13 protein-coding genes and 3 pseudogenes are annotated in these 14,735 nt (G+C 58.7%); 3 read left to right on the top strand and 13 right to left on the bottom strand.

Annotated features, from left to right (window positions below; translation table 11 throughout):
- Positions 1 to 94: 94 nt before the first annotated feature.
- The 3 genes from E0H22_RS03705 to E0H22_RS03715 all read right to left on the bottom strand — a co-directional run bounded on the left by E0H22_RS03705 (position 95) and on the right by E0H22_RS03715 (position 2,890).
- Complete coding sequence (locus E0H22_RS03705) at positions 95 to 874, bottom strand: hypothetical protein (RefSeq protein WP_233024396.1); 780 nt, start codon at positions 872 to 874, stop codon at positions 95 to 97.
- Between the two features lie 11 nt (positions 875 to 885).
- On the bottom strand, positions 886 to 2,118 hold the full coding sequence (locus E0H22_RS03710) for a hypothetical protein (RefSeq protein ID WP_233024397.1): 1,233 nt from the start codon (positions 2,116 to 2,118) through the stop codon (positions 886 to 888).
- Between the two features lie 199 nt (positions 2,119 to 2,317).
- A complete protein-coding gene (locus E0H22_RS03715; protein WP_233024398.1) occupies positions 2,318 to 2,890 on the bottom strand; it encodes a DUF4339 domain-containing protein in 573 nt (190 codons plus the stop codon).
- A gap of 156 nt (positions 2,891 to 3,046) precedes the next feature.
- Between E0H22_RS03715 and E0H22_RS03720 the strand changes: the two genes are divergently transcribed.
- A complete protein-coding gene (locus E0H22_RS03720) occupies positions 3,047 to 3,307 on the top strand; it encodes a helix-turn-helix domain-containing protein (RefSeq protein WP_233024399.1) in 261 nt (86 codons plus the stop codon).
- Positions 3,308 to 3,428: 121 nt separating this feature from the next.
- Here the strand turns inward: E0H22_RS03720 and rnhB are convergent, their stop codons facing one another.
- The 3 genes from rnhB to E0H22_RS03735 all read right to left on the bottom strand — a co-directional run bounded on the left by rnhB (position 3,429) and on the right by E0H22_RS03735 (position 5,197).
- Positions 3,429 to 4,025 carry a ribonuclease HII gene (rnhB, locus tag E0H22_RS03725; protein ID WP_233024400.1) on the bottom strand — a complete coding sequence of 199 codons (597 nt, stop codon included), beginning with the start codon at positions 4,023 to 4,025 and terminating at the stop codon, positions 3,429 to 3,431.
- A gap of 82 nt (positions 4,026 to 4,107) precedes the next feature.
- Positions 4,108 to 4,767 (bottom strand): metallophosphoesterase family protein, encoded by a 660-nt coding sequence (locus E0H22_RS03730; RefSeq protein ID WP_233024401.1) that lies wholly within the window; start codon positions 4,765 to 4,767, stop codon positions 4,108 to 4,110.
- 79 nt (positions 4,768 to 4,846) lie between these two features.
- Positions 4,847 to 5,197, bottom strand: a complete 351-nt coding sequence (locus E0H22_RS03735; protein WP_233024402.1) for a DUF2958 domain-containing protein — start codon at positions 5,195 to 5,197, stop codon at positions 4,847 to 4,849.
- Between the two features lie 20 nt (positions 5,198 to 5,217).
- On the opposite strand from E0H22_RS03735, the gene E0H22_RS03740 reads away from it, so the two are divergent.
- Positions 5,218 to 6,569, top strand: a protein-coding gene (locus E0H22_RS03740; protein ID WP_151612149.1) for an IS3 family transposase whose coding sequence is annotated in 2 segments (ribosomal slippage) — positions 5,218 to 5,554 and positions 5,554 to 6,569 — 1,353 coding nt in all. Because the reading frame shifts where the segments join, the coding sequence is not laid out codon by codon here.
- Between the two features lie 149 nt (positions 6,570 to 6,718).
- Here E0H22_RS03740 and E0H22_RS03745 read toward each other — a convergent pair.
- From E0H22_RS03745 to E0H22_RS03765, 5 genes and pseudogenes are all read right to left on the bottom strand, one after another.
- Positions 6,719 to 7,552: pseudogene (locus tag E0H22_RS03745) on the bottom strand (IS3 family transposase); the annotation flags it as partial.
- A pseudogene (locus tag E0H22_RS03750) lies at positions 7,494 to 7,631 on the bottom strand (IS3 family transposase); the annotation flags it as partial. The pseudogenes E0H22_RS03745 and E0H22_RS03750, both read right to left, overlap by 59 nt.
- An 829-nt stretch (positions 7,632 to 8,460) precedes the next feature.
- Positions 8,461 to 8,952 (bottom strand): site-specific DNA-methyltransferase, encoded by a 492-nt coding sequence (locus E0H22_RS03755; RefSeq protein ID WP_233024403.1) that lies wholly within the window; start codon positions 8,950 to 8,952, stop codon positions 8,461 to 8,463.
- 208 nt (positions 8,953 to 9,160) lie between these two features.
- Positions 9,161 to 9,400: a class I SAM-dependent methyltransferase gene (locus E0H22_RS03760; protein WP_233024404.1), complete on the bottom strand. Its 240-nt coding sequence runs from the start codon at positions 9,398 to 9,400 to the stop codon at positions 9,161 to 9,163.
- Between the two features lie 492 nt (positions 9,401 to 9,892).
- Positions 9,893 to 10,202: pseudogene (locus tag E0H22_RS03765) on the bottom strand (DUF736 domain-containing protein); the annotation flags it as partial.
- A 214-nt stretch (positions 10,203 to 10,416) separates the two neighbouring features.
- On the opposite strand from E0H22_RS03765, the gene E0H22_RS03770 reads away from it, so the two are divergent.
- The gene (locus E0H22_RS03770) at positions 10,417 to 11,451 is read left to right on the top strand and encodes an IS110 family RNA-guided transposase (protein ID WP_024585279.1); all 1,035 of its coding nucleotides are present in this window, start codon (positions 10,417 to 10,419) and stop codon (positions 11,449 to 11,451) included.
- An 896-nt stretch (positions 11,452 to 12,347) separates the two neighbouring features.
- Here E0H22_RS03770 and E0H22_RS03775 read toward each other — a convergent pair.
- Together E0H22_RS03775 and E0H22_RS03780 are read right to left on the bottom strand one after the other, a co-directional pair.
- The gene (locus E0H22_RS03775; protein WP_151612158.1) at positions 12,348 to 13,283 is read right to left on the bottom strand and encodes a DUF2493 domain-containing protein; all 936 of its coding nucleotides are present in this window, start codon (positions 13,281 to 13,283) and stop codon (positions 12,348 to 12,350) included.
- A gap of 337 nt (positions 13,284 to 13,620) precedes the next feature.
- A complete protein-coding gene (locus E0H22_RS03780) occupies positions 13,621 to 14,667 on the bottom strand; it encodes a DUF7146 domain-containing protein (RefSeq protein WP_151612160.1) in 1,047 nt (348 codons plus the stop codon).
- Between the last annotated feature and the right edge of the window lie 68 nt (positions 14,668 to 14,735).

Raw genomic sequence — 14,735 nt, forward strand, 5'->3', positions numbered from 1 at the left:
AAACCGCAGCCTAATTTTAGCTGCGGTTAGCGGTAATGGAGTAATCGGTCTGTGCTGCTCGCTAAGTTGCTGCGCAAATGTGCGATAGCAGCGTTCATCGATAATCTAAGCCAATTGTTTCATACAACGAGTGAAGCATGGTTTTTTGCTCAGTGACGGTTCTTTCTTCCATATGGATGGCCCGCAAAGCCCAGGTAGCGTCGGCTCGCTGCAAATCGATGATGAAGGGCCGATGTTTTGCGGCATACTCTGCATCTTCCGGATCGTGCGCATCAACAAAACAGAATATTGAGATGCGAGTCGATACCGATTGATCGGTTGCGAAGCACGAATATTCGGCGTTCTCGGCTGTCGATAGGAATTTTTCAATCGATGTTATGTCGCGTGCTCCGGCTGGTGACACGACACGCATACGGTCATTGGTTTGAAGCAGTGTTTGATAGGAGCCGAAGCTTGTGAAGGGATGGTCGATGAAGTTTTCATATTCTTGAAGGCTGAGCTCCTTCCCCTCCACTTTGACGCGTTTGAGATAGAGATCAACGTCACCGGCCTTTCCGTGGAATTCGAAAGAGATGCGGCGCGAGCTGACGTAAGCAGGGCATGAGGAGAAGATCGCAATATCGGCGTTAGGGGCCTGGATCGCTTGCTTGCGCCAAGTGCAGGTGCGGGCGGGGAAGTGTCGTTCCCAGACGGCACGGTCGCCGATATCGATCGGCTGAGTTCGCGGCGCCCACGCCTTTATCGAATGAAAGCTTCGGAAGGATTGCTCCGCTGCAGGATCGCTCTTTGAATCTTCAGCAAGCGCTGATGATGCTGACATCAGCAGGAGGAACGCAGCTATGGAATGTTGGAGAAATCTATTCGTAACTCGCATGTCGTTGTCCCTCAACGACCGGATTGAGTCAGGTACGCATCGACCTGTGCGGTGTACTGAGAGTAAAAGTTCACCACGAAGAAGTTTGGATTGCCGATAGCGATCTGCCGGTTTCGTTGCGTTGCACCCGTCAGTACTAACGCGCTAACTCCGCCAACAATCGGCGATTCGAGGGCGACGTCGATGTTCCGATCCCTAAGGAGACGGCGACGCGCGAAGGTCAGGTTGTAGTCATCGACCTTGATCTCAGCGCTGCTGCCAGAGCCGAGGGCGACGGACACGTTGTTTGCAGTCAGTATTGGGCCACAAAGGAAGGTAGCAAGAGGCACGCCGCCTAGACCGTCTTGGACGACCGCATCTCTGATCTCGGCAGGCACGCGGTGCTTTGACAGAAGCAGGTCGCATTTGGCGTTGCCGCGAGCAGATTCTAGTTTGCCCAATCGACTTTGAATCTCCTGGAAATAAGCATTCTGGTCGCGGAAGGATAAGGTCGGGAGGCGATAGTTATTGTTTGTGGCAAGGGTCCGTAGTCTCTCGCGCGCCTCGTCGCTATCGGGAAGTTCCTGGATTTCACGAATGAGGCCGGGCAACTGCTTTGCAGATTCCTCCTCCTGGCGCCGATCGGTGTTTTCTTGATCGGCTGCTTTCATCAATTGGAAGCGTCTCTCGCAGTTACTGCGGACCGACAGTCGGATGGCGATGTCCCGGTTTGAAACCCAGATGCTGCGACAAAATGTGCGTAGCTCGTCCTGCGTGTCGTAGGCTTCGACCTGCGCAAGCAAAGTGGCTTCAGTCTCGTTTGGCGCGCGAGTGTCCGCGGCTCCAGAGCTCCGTTGAGCAGGCTGCGGTGTGCTGTTTTGCTCCCGTGGCTGGGGTTGTACTGCTGTAACCTGCGATGGCTGTGCCGCGGGGGCAATATTGCGACTCTCGACGCCGCTGGCAAACATTGCGTTTTGTAGCTTTGTCAGACCTTCGAGACGTTGGAGATAGGCGAGCTGGCTTCGGGGATTTTGGCCGGCCTGCGCCGCACAGTCGGAAACCCGTCGGCGCAAGCTGTCAAACGTCAGCGCATCCCATTCGCGGTACGGGACGCCAAATGGCTTTCCATCGGCCGACCAGGATTGTCGTGCGATCTCGGATTGGGCAACCTGCGAGCAGGTGAGATTGGCGATGTCGTTGCTTGATGCGGCGGCCGGAGCCGCTGGGATCAACAGACATGCGGCGGCCATCCAAACCAGTTTCATGCGAATTCCCCTTTTGCCTAAGCCGTTCAAACGCTCCTCGAGAGGACGGCGTCCGCTCAAGTGTGTCGAATAGGCCTCGGCCGCACGTCGGCCCGCAGCGTGCAAACGGCCGGCGAAAAAGGCCGGCCGCTCGACCGCACGGCATCGCAAGACCAGCTGAGTATGACGTGAGTTTTGCGGCTGGGAGCTTGGATGCATGTCACATGACCCGCAGCACGATGCACACGATGAACGATGCCACCCACACGAAGCCGTAGGTCGGTGTTTGTCTCAGGCGTTGCGCTCGCAGGAAGAGATAGACAGGCGCCAAGAGCAGAGCGAACAATGTCATCCAGCCGGAGCTGTAACCGGCGCGCTTGAGCTGTTCTGCATCAACAAGGCAAAGCGTCGCGTTGGCGACGAGCGGAATAAGCCAGATGAGCGGGGCTAGAAATGCCTCGTAGAACGTTCCGTTCGCCGGATGGCTATCCCGGTAATTGATAATAGCCACTTCGACGAACAGATAGACGATCGGTGCAAAGGCGAGCGCCCAAACCCAGCCGTCGTTCACGTGGCTCGCATCGATAGGCGGCGGAACGTCGCTCAGTTGGGCACCGATCTCGGTGGTGCGCAGCGGCTGCCAAGCTGACTGCCCCTGCCGCCAAATCAGGGTCTCGCCGTCGATCCTTTGGGCTGCGAGTAGTTCGCGCAGCTTATCAGCGGGTACAGGACCCTTGCGATCGCCGCCCTGCGTATAGAACCAAGTGTCTTCGCTTGTTGTCGTGTCGGTCATTTGCCGCCCCAGCCTGTACGCGTCCTTGGGCTTCAACGGCCCTGTTAGGGATTCATCCGTCGGGAGCCGATCTTTCGCCCCAGCCTGGAGCGAATTGTTTAAATAGGGACATTATAGTGCGTGTTTTAATGGGCCGCCAAGCCGTTTGTTCTGCCTATGAAGGCAACGGCACTCGTAGCTTGGAATCTGAGGCGACTGCGGGTGAAGCGTAACGTTTCGCAGGAGGCGTTGGCCGTGGACGCCGGTGTCGATCGCTCTTACGTCGGGCGAATCGAGCGCGGGATCGAAAATCCAACAGTTGAAACGCTGGACCGGCTTGCTGCCGCCTTAGAGGTCGTGGTGGCTGAGTTGCTGCTGGCGCCGAAGCAAGGCGAAAAGCCGCCTGCGACCCTACGAAAAGGGCGCAAGAAGAAGTGAGACTGCCGGGAAGGTTGAGGGGTATAGATGCGGCCCGAGCCGAGGAGTTTTGGGCGATTTTGTTTAGCTAAGCGAGCGCTAACCGGCACATCGTCCGTCAGGCAGATCCTACGCTCGGAGCTTAAGTTTTCGCGCAACGTCGGTGGATTATGGAGTGGCCAAGCTCCTGAATTCTCTGGAGATGAAGCTTGGTCCCGTATCCCTTATGCTTCTGGAAGCCGTAGTCCGGGTAGATCCGACTGGTATTTTCCATGAAGCGGTCACGTACGACCTTGGCCACGATTGACGCGGCGGCAACGGACAGGCTGATCTGATCGCCGTGGACGACCGCGCGCGTTGGAATGGGACATTGGATATCGATGGGGCCATCGACCAAGACGAGATCCGGCTGAATCGGAAGGTGGAGAACGGCTCGGGCCAAAGCCCATAGGGAGGCTTGGAGGACGTTATCCCGATCGACGCGGTGATGTGAGGCGAAGCCAACTCCGATGAACGAGGTTGCCCTAATCTGCAGGAACAGCGCCGCGCGCCGTGATGGCGACAGGCGTTTGCTGTCGTCGATGCCGGGGGGAATTTGGTCGGGATCAAGAATGACCGCCGCCGCGACCACAGGACCGGCGATCGCCCCGCGCCCGACCTCGTCGCAGCCGGCGACGATGTTGAGGCACTGCCCATGGGCCTCGGTTTCTAGATCAAAATTCGGTGTGAGAACGTCCATCCCTCGATGAATGGATGATCTCTTGAGGAGATGACCGAACTATAGCTAGCCTTGATCTAAACCCCAATCTTCATGAATGTAGCTACTTGAAGGTGATGAAGTAGAGGGGGGGACGGTGCTCGTCGTCGAAGACAGCAGCCGTAAGCGGCCCTCCATGGCCCGCGCCCGTATCGATATTAAGCCGATAGGGCCGGATGTCGGGGTGACCATCTAGCTGCGGCGAATGTCCGTGGACGATGTACAGCTCGAACTGCTTGGCCGAGGAGAGAAATGGCTCCCTGATCCAGAGGAGGTCGAATTCGTCCTGGGCGGCGAGCGGACGATGGGGATGAATGCCGGCATGGACATAAAAGCGGTGGCGGTCCTGGGTGGAGGTTGGCAGCGACCGAAGCCATCGGATGTGTGCCGGCGGAAGATCGCGCGCTGAAGAGATGTTGTAGCTCTGAAGGGTGGACCTGCCTTGATTGGCCAGCCAATTTTCCAACCAGGCATCGTCATCATAGGCGGCGACCGCCATGTCTTCATGATTGCCTTTAAGGCAAATGACGTGATCGGGACGGGCGCGTTGGAGGCCGATGATATATTCGACCGTCTCCCGGCTCTGGGGCCCACGATCGATATAATCGCCGAGGAAGATGAAGCGCATGGATCTGCCGGCCGCATCGTCGATACAGCGATTGACCAAAGCCTGGAGCTTGGTGAAACAGCCGTGGATGTCGCCGATGCAGTAAATAAGGGTCATGCGGCTATCCGGCGCTTGAAATGTTGGGACTTTGATGGCGGGGGCGGCGGCTTTGCACCACCGCCCCGTGCTTTTGGAGCTAGACCGTTATCCGGCCAGCCGCGCGTGCCTGCGTGACGTATTCGGACAAAGGCTTATCGGCCACGAAGTTGTTGTCGCGTTCGATCCGAAGTCCCATCGGCCCCCGGAAGGCAAGAAGTTCGGCGAGGCTCACATAACCAAGTTCGGGGAAGCCGTGTCCGACGTCGCAGAGCCCATAAAGGCGGTCAGCGTCACCGGGATCCGTTTCGGTAAGGAGCCATGAAGCATTCGCATCAGGTGCGAATAGCCGGACTGCCGGCCGGTGATCGGCGCCGGCATCAAGACTGTTCGGCGTCATCGCCTCTGAGACCAAATGAGGGACTTCACGAAAGGAGGATTTCTGGTTCATCGTAGCCGTCAGGAGCGAAGATGAAGCAGAAATCCGAACTGGGCAAAGCGCCCGCAGAACAAGTGCTAAAAGATATCCGGCGGCAGACGCGTCGGCAGTATTCGGCGGAAGAGAAGATCCGTATCGTGCTGGAAGGACTGCGCGGCGAGGAGAACATCTCCGAGCTGTGCCGCCGCGAAGGCATTGCCGCCTCGATGTATTACGGTTGGTCGAAGGAGTTTCTGGAGGCCGGCAAACGCCGCCTGGCGGGTGACACGGCCCGTTCCGCCACGTCCGGTGAGGTGAAAGACCTTCGCCGCGAAGCCTCCGAATTGAAGGAGGTGGTGGCCGACCTGACCCTGGAGAACCGCCTGCTCAAAAAAAGCATGAACGGGGCTGGGGAAAACGAGGCATGAGGTATCCAGCATCCGAGAAATCCGAAATAATCGCGCTGGTCGAGCAATCGCATCTGCCTGCCAGGCGCACGTTGGAAAAGCTCGGCATCCCGCGAGCCACCTTTTATAGATGGTACGATCGCTATCGCGAGGGTGGCATCGAGGCGCTGGCCGATCACCGCTCCAAGCCGGACCGGGTCTGGAATCGCATCCCGGACGATGTCCGCGGTCAGATCGTCGATCTGGCACTGGAACACCCCGAGCTGTCGCCGCGAGAGCTGGCGGTGCGCTTCACCGACGAGAGAAAATACTTTGTCTCCGAGGCTTCGGTCTATCGGCTGCTGAAGGCGCACGACCTGATCACCAGCCCCGCCTATGTGGTGATCAAGGCGGCTAATGAGTTCAAGGACAAGACCACGGCGATCAACCAGCTTTGGCAGACCGACTTCACCTACCTCAAGATCACTGGCTGGGGCTGGTACTATCTATCGACGGTGCTCGACGACTTCTCTCGTTACATTGTGGCCTGGAGGCTTGGTCCCACCATGTGCGCCTCCGACGTCACGGCCACGCTCGATCAGGCGCTTGCCGCCTCAGGCCTGGACCACGTCAATATAAAGCAGCGGCCACGGCTTCTGAGCGACAACGGATCAAGTTACGTCGCGGAAGATCTGGCCACCTGGCTCAAGGGCAAGGATATGCAGCATGTGCGCGGTGCGCCGTATCATCCCCAGACCCAAGGCAAGATCGAGCGCTGGCATCAGACCTTGAAGAACCGCATCCTGCTCGAGAATTACCATTTACCGAGGGACCTCGAACGTCAGGTCAGCGGCTTCGTCGAACACTACAACCATCACCGCTATCATGAGAGCATCGACAACCTCACGCCTGCGGATGTTTACTTCGGCCGAGCCGAAACCATCCTGACTGAGCGTGCGCGCATCAAACGTGAAACCATTGCAAACCGCCGCTTGCAGCATCGATTGCAAGCCGCTTAAACTTTAACCCTAGATGAGCCAGATCCTCCCTTCTCGAAATGCCTGAGCGGTCTCAAATTATCTGACGACGAACACTCACGATGAAGAACAAGCGATTTGCATAGGTGTGTCGGATTGGTCTGCCCCCATAAGGTGGTCCGGTTTCAGTCTTAATGCATGATCGGCTTTTCGGCTATCGCCTGAACTGATGGTGGAGCCGATCCGCGCGGCGGTGCAGGCCAGACCATGGCCTCCGGCGCCGGTGGTTTGTAGCCGAGCGATGAGTGTGGCCGCTCGGTGTTGTAGTAGCGTCGCCAAGCCTCAATAATGATCTTTGCCTCGGCAAGGCTGTAGAAGATTTCACCGTTGAGCAGTTCGTCGCGTAGCTTCGAGTTGAAGCTCTCGCAATAACCGTTCTCCCATGGACTGCCAGGTTCGATGAACGCGGTCTTCGCACCGACAGCGGCGATCCAGTCCCGCACGGCCTGAGCGATGAACTCCGGGCCGTTGTCGGAACGAACATGACCAGGCACGCCGCGCAGGATGAACAGGTCTGACAGGGCGTCGATGACGTCGGTCGAGTTGAGCTTGCGATCGATGCGGATTGCCAGACATTCCCGGGTGAACTCGTCGATGATGTTGAGCATGCGGAACTTCCTGCCATTGTGGGTCCGGTCCTCGACGAAGTCGTAGGACCAGACATGGTTGGGATGCTCCGGCCGCAGCCGGACGCACGATCCGTCATTCAGCCAGAGCCGGCCTTTCTTCGGCTGCTTTTGGGGGACCTTCAGCCCCTCCCTCCGCCAGATCCGCTCGACACGCTTGGCATTCACCATCCAGCCTTCGGACCGCAGCATCGCCGTGATCCGGCGATAGCCATAGCGGCCGTAGCGTGAGGCAAGACGAATGATGTCAGCGGTCAGCGCCTCATCATTTGCTCTGCCTCCACTCCCGCACGACCTTGGCGATGAACTCCGGGCCGTTGTCGGAACGAACATGGCCCGGCACACCGCGCAGGATGAACAGGTCTGACAGAGCGTCGATGACGTCGGTGGAGTTGAGCTTGCGAGCGAGACGGATCGCGCCTTGGCGCCCTGAATGTATCCAGAGGAATAGGTTACAAACTCTCGAAGGTTCTTGATGTGCGTCGCAAAGCTTTCAGCTGCACCCGATAGTTTCGGATGCTGCTTAGCGATGACAAGTAGCTCCTTTTGCGTCGTTTCCAGCTCGTGCAGCGCCGAGCCGAATTCGTGGGTCATGAATCCAGCGACCACGCCAAGCAAACTCATAACTTCAAGTTGCTGCTCGCGTTCGTAAGTCGCTTCCTGATGTTGAGTTGCGAGCGATTGCGTTTCCGCAAGCGCCGTAACGATTCGGGACTTTTGCGCAGTGGTTATAAGCGGGTTAGCCTCGATCTCCGCGATTGCAGAGCGCGTCTCCCGACGAATGGACGCTAACATTTCCCGATGTTTGGCTTTTTCCTGCTCTTGCTGGGTGCGCCTATCGCTGTAGGCCATAGCCTCTACGGCACCGCGCACCATCGAGCGCAGCTCGTTGAATGCCTCGTTCTCAACGAAGCCCTCTCTATCCGCCGACGCTACAAGGCCGGTGCGCCCCCGGCCCGATGCTTGACTATTACGGGCATCGACCTGAACGAAGCCCACGAGCTGAGCCGACTGAGGTAACCGCAGCATCCAATTTTCAACGGTCGAGGACTTAACCTGAGCGGGCATCGGAAAGTATTTGAGAGCCAGAGGAGAACGCGGCTCCCTCCGCCGCCGTGCCACGTCGGCCTGAAGCTGTAACCAGTCGTCCGAAAGGGACCCGTACGGCTGAACGCGAAAGCTTCGATCGAACACCGCCACGCCGCCATTTTCGAGAACCCAACGTTGCGCGACGCGGCCGTCGACCGTTAACCGAGACGCTCTTGCCCGACATTGTGAACCGGTTTGATGTCCAGCACGAGGTCTTGGAGGGGCATTCCAGGCAACTCGTCAACGTAACGCTTGCGCTGAGGCACGCCTCCCTGCTTCAGCGGCCAGTGGATCCTTCCGGCCGCATCGAGCCGATCAAGCTCGCCATGCGGCACCGCCCAGTGGCGGCCCTTGGCGCTAACGTTGATGCCCCGCCATGGCTTTCCACTCTCGCCGTTGCGCGTCCCGGCGCCTGTCAGGTCGGCTCGTCGCCACTTCCTGCCATCTGGGTCTTCATGCACGAAGAATGAATTGATGTATTCCTGATCGTATGACTGATGAACATCCTCCCACGTGAATTCGTCGGAAGCACTATAAAAGAGGATGACATCGTGAATCGGCCCCCACCGCTTCGCCGAATTGTGGGCGCTCGTTCGCTTCCAAATAATCTCGCTTCGGAACTTGTCTGGCCCAAAGATTCCATCGAGCAAGATTTTCAGGTAGTGGCTGGCGGTCGGATCGCAATGCAAAGTAGAGGGAGCCGGTCCGCTTGAGAACGCGGCGCAACTCTACGAGTCGCTGGGCCATCATCACCAAGTAGGCCATCATATCGCTCTCGCCGGAGAGCGGACCTCAAAAGCAGATACAAACGTTGCGGTTGGCCCGCCGACGTGAGTCATGATTTCGTGGTAGGCAGCCTCAGCTTCTCCCGTGTGCCATGACCAAAAAGTCTAAGAAAGCGCCAACCTGCGCGGAGGTGACCTCTTCAACCGGGCTCTTGAATAGGACGTTATACCGAGCTTGGCTGTTGAACGGCGGATCCAAATAAACAAAGTCAACGCTTTCGTCCTTGATCTGCCGGCGAAGTATTTCGAGATTGTCCCCGAAGAATAATTTATTTGGCGAGGTAGCCGCAACACGTACCGAACTTTTAGCCATAGACCCCACTCCACAATGGGGCAATGAATGCGGTTAACCTGCCAACAAGCGCTTTTACTTTGCCGTAAGGACGACTCTTTTTGACGCGTAAGGTTAATCAATCCTTTTACTTCGGCCAATGGACTATGGATCATGAATGGTTTCGGCAGCTTGTTGCATGTCTGATTGCACTATCCGGTTCGATGAACGCCGTACGCGGCTGCGAGCTTATCCGCAGATGCGCGATGATCGTATCAGCTACGAGCAGTGCCAGGAAAAGCCTGGTAGGTGCATGCCTAGAAATTGGATCGGCGATTGTTGTACGTCGAGACCCAAACTCCTTCGCGAAAACGAATGGAGGGATTAGCGGGCGGACCGCGCGGAAATGCCAGCAGATGCATCCGAGAACAACTCTAGACAGCGGCTTGGCAATTCTTGCTTTTAGCAGTGGAAGACAGGCCCCGTCCGGCGAGTGCCGGGCGGGGCTTCTCGAAGCGGTCTCAGTCGGCGCTCTTTGCGCGGCCGCGACCAGAGAAGCGTGTAGCCTTCGCCGCCTTCGTCATCGAACAGGTTGGCGTAGATCGGCGAGTTGAAGGAGGGATCGTCGAGCTTGAGTGAGAGATAGTCGCGACCCTCCTCAGAGCGCTTCGACCATGCTGCCCCGATCTCGGCCCGGCGCACATAGACGCGGTGGCTCGGAGCGTTGTCGTTGGAGCGATTGGGCTCGGCGACGATGCGGACGCCCCTTGGCCTGCAGGCTCAGCGTGACGATCTCTCCCTGAAAATCGTTACCGACCTTCTTGAACGAACCGATGGTAGCCATATCAAGTCTCCTTGCGTTGTTTCGGACCGCGACCACCGCGGCCTCGATGGCGATGACCAGGCCGAATGACGAGCGGCGACGCACCCGCAAGGGCCGAAGCACCGCGGAGGACGCCATGGCTTGCGACTTTCTTGAATATGTGGACGCCCTTCCCTCGGCCCAATTCAGGCCGAGCATAGATATTGAAGACAGGCTCACTCGAAAGGGACCGCATATGTCGCTGACAATCGGACTGGATATCGCGAAACACATCTTTCAAGTTCACGCAGTCAACGATTCTGGTGAGCCTGTCGTCCGTCGCAAATTGCGGCGGTCCGAAGTGCTGGCTTTCTTTGCGAAGCTCGAACCGGGCGTGATCGGAATTGAAGCCTGCGGTACGGCGCATTATTGGGGGCGAGCACTCAGCGAGCTTGGCCATGAGGTCAAACTCATGGCACCCCACTACGTGAAGCCATACGTCAAGCGCAGCAAGACCGACGCGGCGGACGCCGAAGCAATTTGCGAGGCGGTAGAACGACCAACTATGCGGTTTGTGCCGATCAAGACGACAGAACAGCAAGCCATCCAAATGGTTCATCGCGCGCGATCGATGCTCGTGCGCCAGCGTACCATGTTGGTCAACGCCATCCGCTCGCATCTCGCCGAATTCGGCCTCGTGACAGGACTTGGTCTGGCCAAGACAGCAGCCCTGGTGGCAGAAGTGCTCAAGGCCGGCGAGGATGAATGTCCGATCCCAGAGGTCGCGCGAACGGTCGTCCGCTGTCTGACGCAACAGGTCGGCCTGCTCGACAAGCAGATCCGCCGGCTCGATGTCGAACTCCTCGCTTGGCATCGCAGCAACGCCGCAAGCAAGCTGTTGGCGAGCATTCCTGGCGTCGGCATCGTGACGGCGACCGCGATCGCTGCGACCGTGCCCGATCCGGCTTACTTCGAATCGGGGCGAGCCTTCGCCGCCTGGCTCGGACTTACGCCCAGAGCAAATTCCTCTGGCGGCAAGGATCGGCTCGGCCGGATCACCAAGATGGGCAGCCAATATATACGCACACTGCTGGTCGTCGGCGCCACCGCAGTCGTCAGGTCCGCCCGCATCAAGGATGGAAGTTGGCTCTCGGAGTGGGCGCGATCGCTGCTCGAGAAGAAGCCCGCACGTCTTGTGACCGTGGCTTTGGCCAACAAGATGGCGCGGGTGGCTTGGGCGGTCTTGACACGTGGTCAGCAGTTTAGGCCGAGTCTTGTCGCGGCTGGCTAACCGGTAAGGGAAGCAATTAACGGCTTCGGGAGAGGTGCAAGGGAAGTGATGCAGTCGATCTGACCCACGTATCAGGACAGACCGTTCGCGAGATTGCGCATCATGGCGCGCTTTCTTGAAAGGGACCTGATACGCCGGACTCATTCAGGGCCCGCGGCCGTATGCGCCGTCTTTGAGAGGCCGGACATATGGTAGCACCTGATCGAAACTGCACTTATGCTTCCTTTTTCTTCTTCCCCCGGAGGGGGCGTCCACATATGTCTCGCGAGGAATGGGCTTTAGCCCAGGGGAAGAAAGTCGCAAGACTGGCGTTGCGTCTCAGACGGTCGAGGCGCAGCCGGTCTTCGGCCAGATCAAGCCATCAAAGAGGCGAGGTGTTCGCGTGCTGAACAACATTGAGAGGAGACGTGACTGGCATCGGTCGTACGATACGAGAGGTGGCTTGTTTTCAGGGGGAAGAGAGAGAACATGCAGTAAAGTGGGCGGATCACTCGCTGAACATGAGCGCCTGCGAGCTGGCTCCGATCCAGCACAAAGCGCGCAGAAGCGATAGTCATGGTTACGAAGTGCTGCGAGGAAGGCCCAACTATCGGATCGACCTGATGTCACCGCGCGTAACGTTCGAAGCAATCGATACGGAGGCGAAGGTTGCAGGCTGCTCTGGTCGTGGCCGCGAGCGCAATCGAAGACGCGTTCAAGCCCGATCGGGTCTCGACAGGCGCCTTTCAATGGAGACAGCACTTGGCAATCGCACAGAGGCTTCAATGCAGGCCGTACGGATACAGACGGAGGTCGCGTATGACGGCGATAGTCGGAAGGGTTAAAAAAGCGCCTGATCTTTTGAAGCGTGCTCGCAGTAGCGAGCACGTCATGAGGCGCTAGACGCGATCGCGGCGCTATGCGCCGCTGTCGCCAAATTTCCAGACCGGGATTCCCATCCGCCTCGCCTTGTCGGCGAGATTTTCCTGAATTCCCGTTCCCGGGAACACGATGACGCCGATTGGCATCATCGTCAGCATGAGATCGTTGCGCTTGAATGGTGCCGACTTGGCGTGCTTCGACCAATCCGGCTTGAATGCGACTTGCGGAACCTTGCGGTTCGTCGCCCACTTGGCTGCAATCAGCTCGGCGCCCTTCGGTGAGCCTCCATGCAACAGAACCATGTCGCTGTGCTTGGCGTGAACCTTGTCGAGGCGATCCCAGATCAGATGATGGTCATCGAAGTCGAGGCCTCCGGTCAGTGCGACCTTGGGTCCGACCGGAACAAGCACCTCAGTCTCGGCGCGACGCTTTGCGGCGAGAAAGTCTCTGGAGTCGATCACCGCGGAGGTGACCGAGCGATGGTCAATGAGTGACCCGGATCGCGGGCGCCACAGCGAACCAGTGTGGATTTCGAATTGTGCGATGGCCTGTTCGCGGAACAGCTCCATGCAATTGCGGCGTTCGATCAGGGAAAGCCCTTCCGTGATGAGCCGCTCGAGTTCGACCGACCGCACTTCGGAGCCATCCTGCTCGTGTTGACTTGCGCGCTGTACCTGCTCATTGCTGTCGAGCTGGCGCTCGATCCGGTTGACGGCTCGATGGAACAGATTGACCGTCGACCAGAGCAGGTCTTCCAAGTCCGGCTCCATGCGGCTGTCACTCAGGGTGGCCACGAAGGCATCGAAGATGTCGGCGACAGCGCCGGCGATCGACTTGGCTTCGGGAAGGGGCCTCGGATCGGGTTCGTCGGTGAATGGTCGGTAACCGTAGAGTTGCAGTTCGGTCAGAACGTGGTGAAGCTGGGATGAACCATGCTGCGATTCAAATTCGGTGTCGTCACGATCGGTCATGGGACGATGCCCTCCGTGGATCGGCCGCGACCATCGCGGCCTTCGTGGCGATCACTCAGGCGGCGGGCGGGCCGGACCAGAACCCGGAGCAACGCGGAGGGCCGAAGCGACAGCGGAGGATGGCTGGGCGCGGCTATTTTGCTTCGCGATGCAAAGGCGGGATGGACTGATCGATGGATTTAGGCGGAGACGGCCGCCGGCGGAAAATAGTCGCGCCCTGCCATTGCCGGTCCGGCCCGCCTGCCGTCCGATCGCCCTCTAGAAGGCCGGGCGCGGCCCTCTCACGACGTGGCCTCACCTAGATCGGTTGTCGACGCTGATGGCGAGGCGCAGGCACTCATGCCGTGATCGCGAACGCCGACGGCGAGAATCGGACGACATCCGCAGGCGCAAGCTGAATGCGAAGAGCTGCCCGGAGCTCATTGACGCCGAAGGTGCGCAGATCCTCGTTGAAGTCGTCGAGCCTGGGCGATAGTGGGATCGCCTCGATACCGGCTGCTCTGGCACGCTGTGCCAGTGCGGATGTGACCGCCTCTCCGGCCGCATCGGCATCACGGGCGATATAGAGCCGGCTTAGGCTCGGAGACAGTTGCATGGCGGCGAGATGGTTGGCCGATAGCGCTGATGCCATGGGCAAGCTCGGGAGCGCAAAGCGCAGGGAGAGCATAGTCTCGATGCCTTCGCCTGCAGCGAGCACGTCATGGGTGATGCCGAATCGAACAGCGTTGCCAAGCAAGAGGCCCATCGCGCGGCGTGGCGTGTCGATCGGCGCCTTGCTCCGACCCGAGCGATCGAGCCAAGTGCGGTGAATACCAGTGACGGTGCCGTCAAGCGTGGTGACAGCGGCAATCAGGGCCGGCCATGTCTCCATCGGCAGGTGTTGATTCGGCCTATAGAAGCAGCGCGGGTGGAAGCGAAGGCTCGCGGTCTCATGCAAGCCCAAAATGCCCCGCGTCCGAAGGTATGTTTCTGCAAGCGTGCCAGAAATGGGCATGGACATGGCAAACAGGCGCCGAGCCGATTCAGGCGAGCCCATGGGAACGCGTCGGATCGACGATGTGGATCCCGTCTCAATCTGCGGCAGGCTGAGAAAACGCCGCGCCTCGGCAAGAACATCGCGGAATTCAACAAAGCCGCAGCTTTCCCTGATGATATCGAGCAGATCGCCGTGTTCAGCGGTCGCGGCATCCGTCCACTTGCCGGCCGCTCCCTTGCCCCCATGACGTGAGCACAGCCGAACGAACATGGACCGGCCGCGCGTGTTGTGAACATCACCGACAACCCAATAGCGGCCAACGCGCCGGCCATTGGAAAGATAGCGCCGGCAGACGAGTTCGGCCCGCTCGGCCAGCCGGCGGGCGAGATCGGATGCTTGGGTTGACATAACTGATCCCCACCAAAAAGATGGCCCGCCGCTGACGGCAGGCCTTCGAAATCGGTGCTTGTGCTGAC

Source organism: Rhodopseudomonas boonkerdii (assembly GCF_021184025.1).
Classification (GTDB): Bacteria; Pseudomonadota; Alphaproteobacteria; order Rhizobiales; family Xanthobacteraceae; genus Tardiphaga; species Tardiphaga boonkerdii.

Coding starts and splice junctions, on each gene's coding strand:
- rnhB (WP_233024400.1), bottom strand. CDS start 4,025: ATGGACGTTCTCACACCGAATTTTGATCTAGAAACCGAGGCCCATGGG.
- E0H22_RS03770 (WP_024585279.1), top strand. CDS start 10,417: ATGTCGCTGACAATCGGACTGGATATCGCGAAACACATCTTTCAAGTT.
- E0H22_RS03705 (WP_233024396.1), bottom strand. CDS start 874: ATGCGAGTTACGAATAGATTTCTCCAACATTCCATAGCTGCGTTCCTC.
- E0H22_RS03715 (WP_233024398.1), bottom strand. CDS start 2,890: ATGACCGACACGACAACAAGCGAAGACACTTGGTTCTATACGCAGGGC.
- E0H22_RS03720 (WP_233024399.1), top strand. CDS start 3,047: ATGAAGGCAACGGCACTCGTAGCTTGGAATCTGAGGCGACTGCGGGTG.
- E0H22_RS03730 (WP_233024401.1), bottom strand. CDS start 4,767: ATGACCCTTATTTACTGCATCGGCGACATCCACGGCTGTTTCACCAAG.
- E0H22_RS03780 (WP_151612160.1), bottom strand. CDS start 14,667: ATGTCAACCCAAGCATCCGATCTCGCCCGCCGGCTGGCCGAGCGGGCC.
- E0H22_RS03775 (WP_151612158.1), bottom strand. CDS start 13,283: ATGACCGATCGTGACGACACCGAATTTGAATCGCAGCATGGTTCATCC.
- E0H22_RS03710 (WP_233024397.1), bottom strand. CDS start 2,118: ATGAAACTGGTTTGGATGGCCGCCGCATGTCTGTTGATCCCAGCGGCT.
- E0H22_RS03760 (WP_233024404.1), bottom strand. CDS start 9,400: ATGGCTAAAAGTTCGGTACGTGTTGCGGCTACCTCGCCAAATAAATTA.
- E0H22_RS03735 (WP_233024402.1), bottom strand. CDS start 5,197: ATGAACCAGAAATCCTCCTTTCGTGAAGTCCCTCATTTGGTCTCAGAG.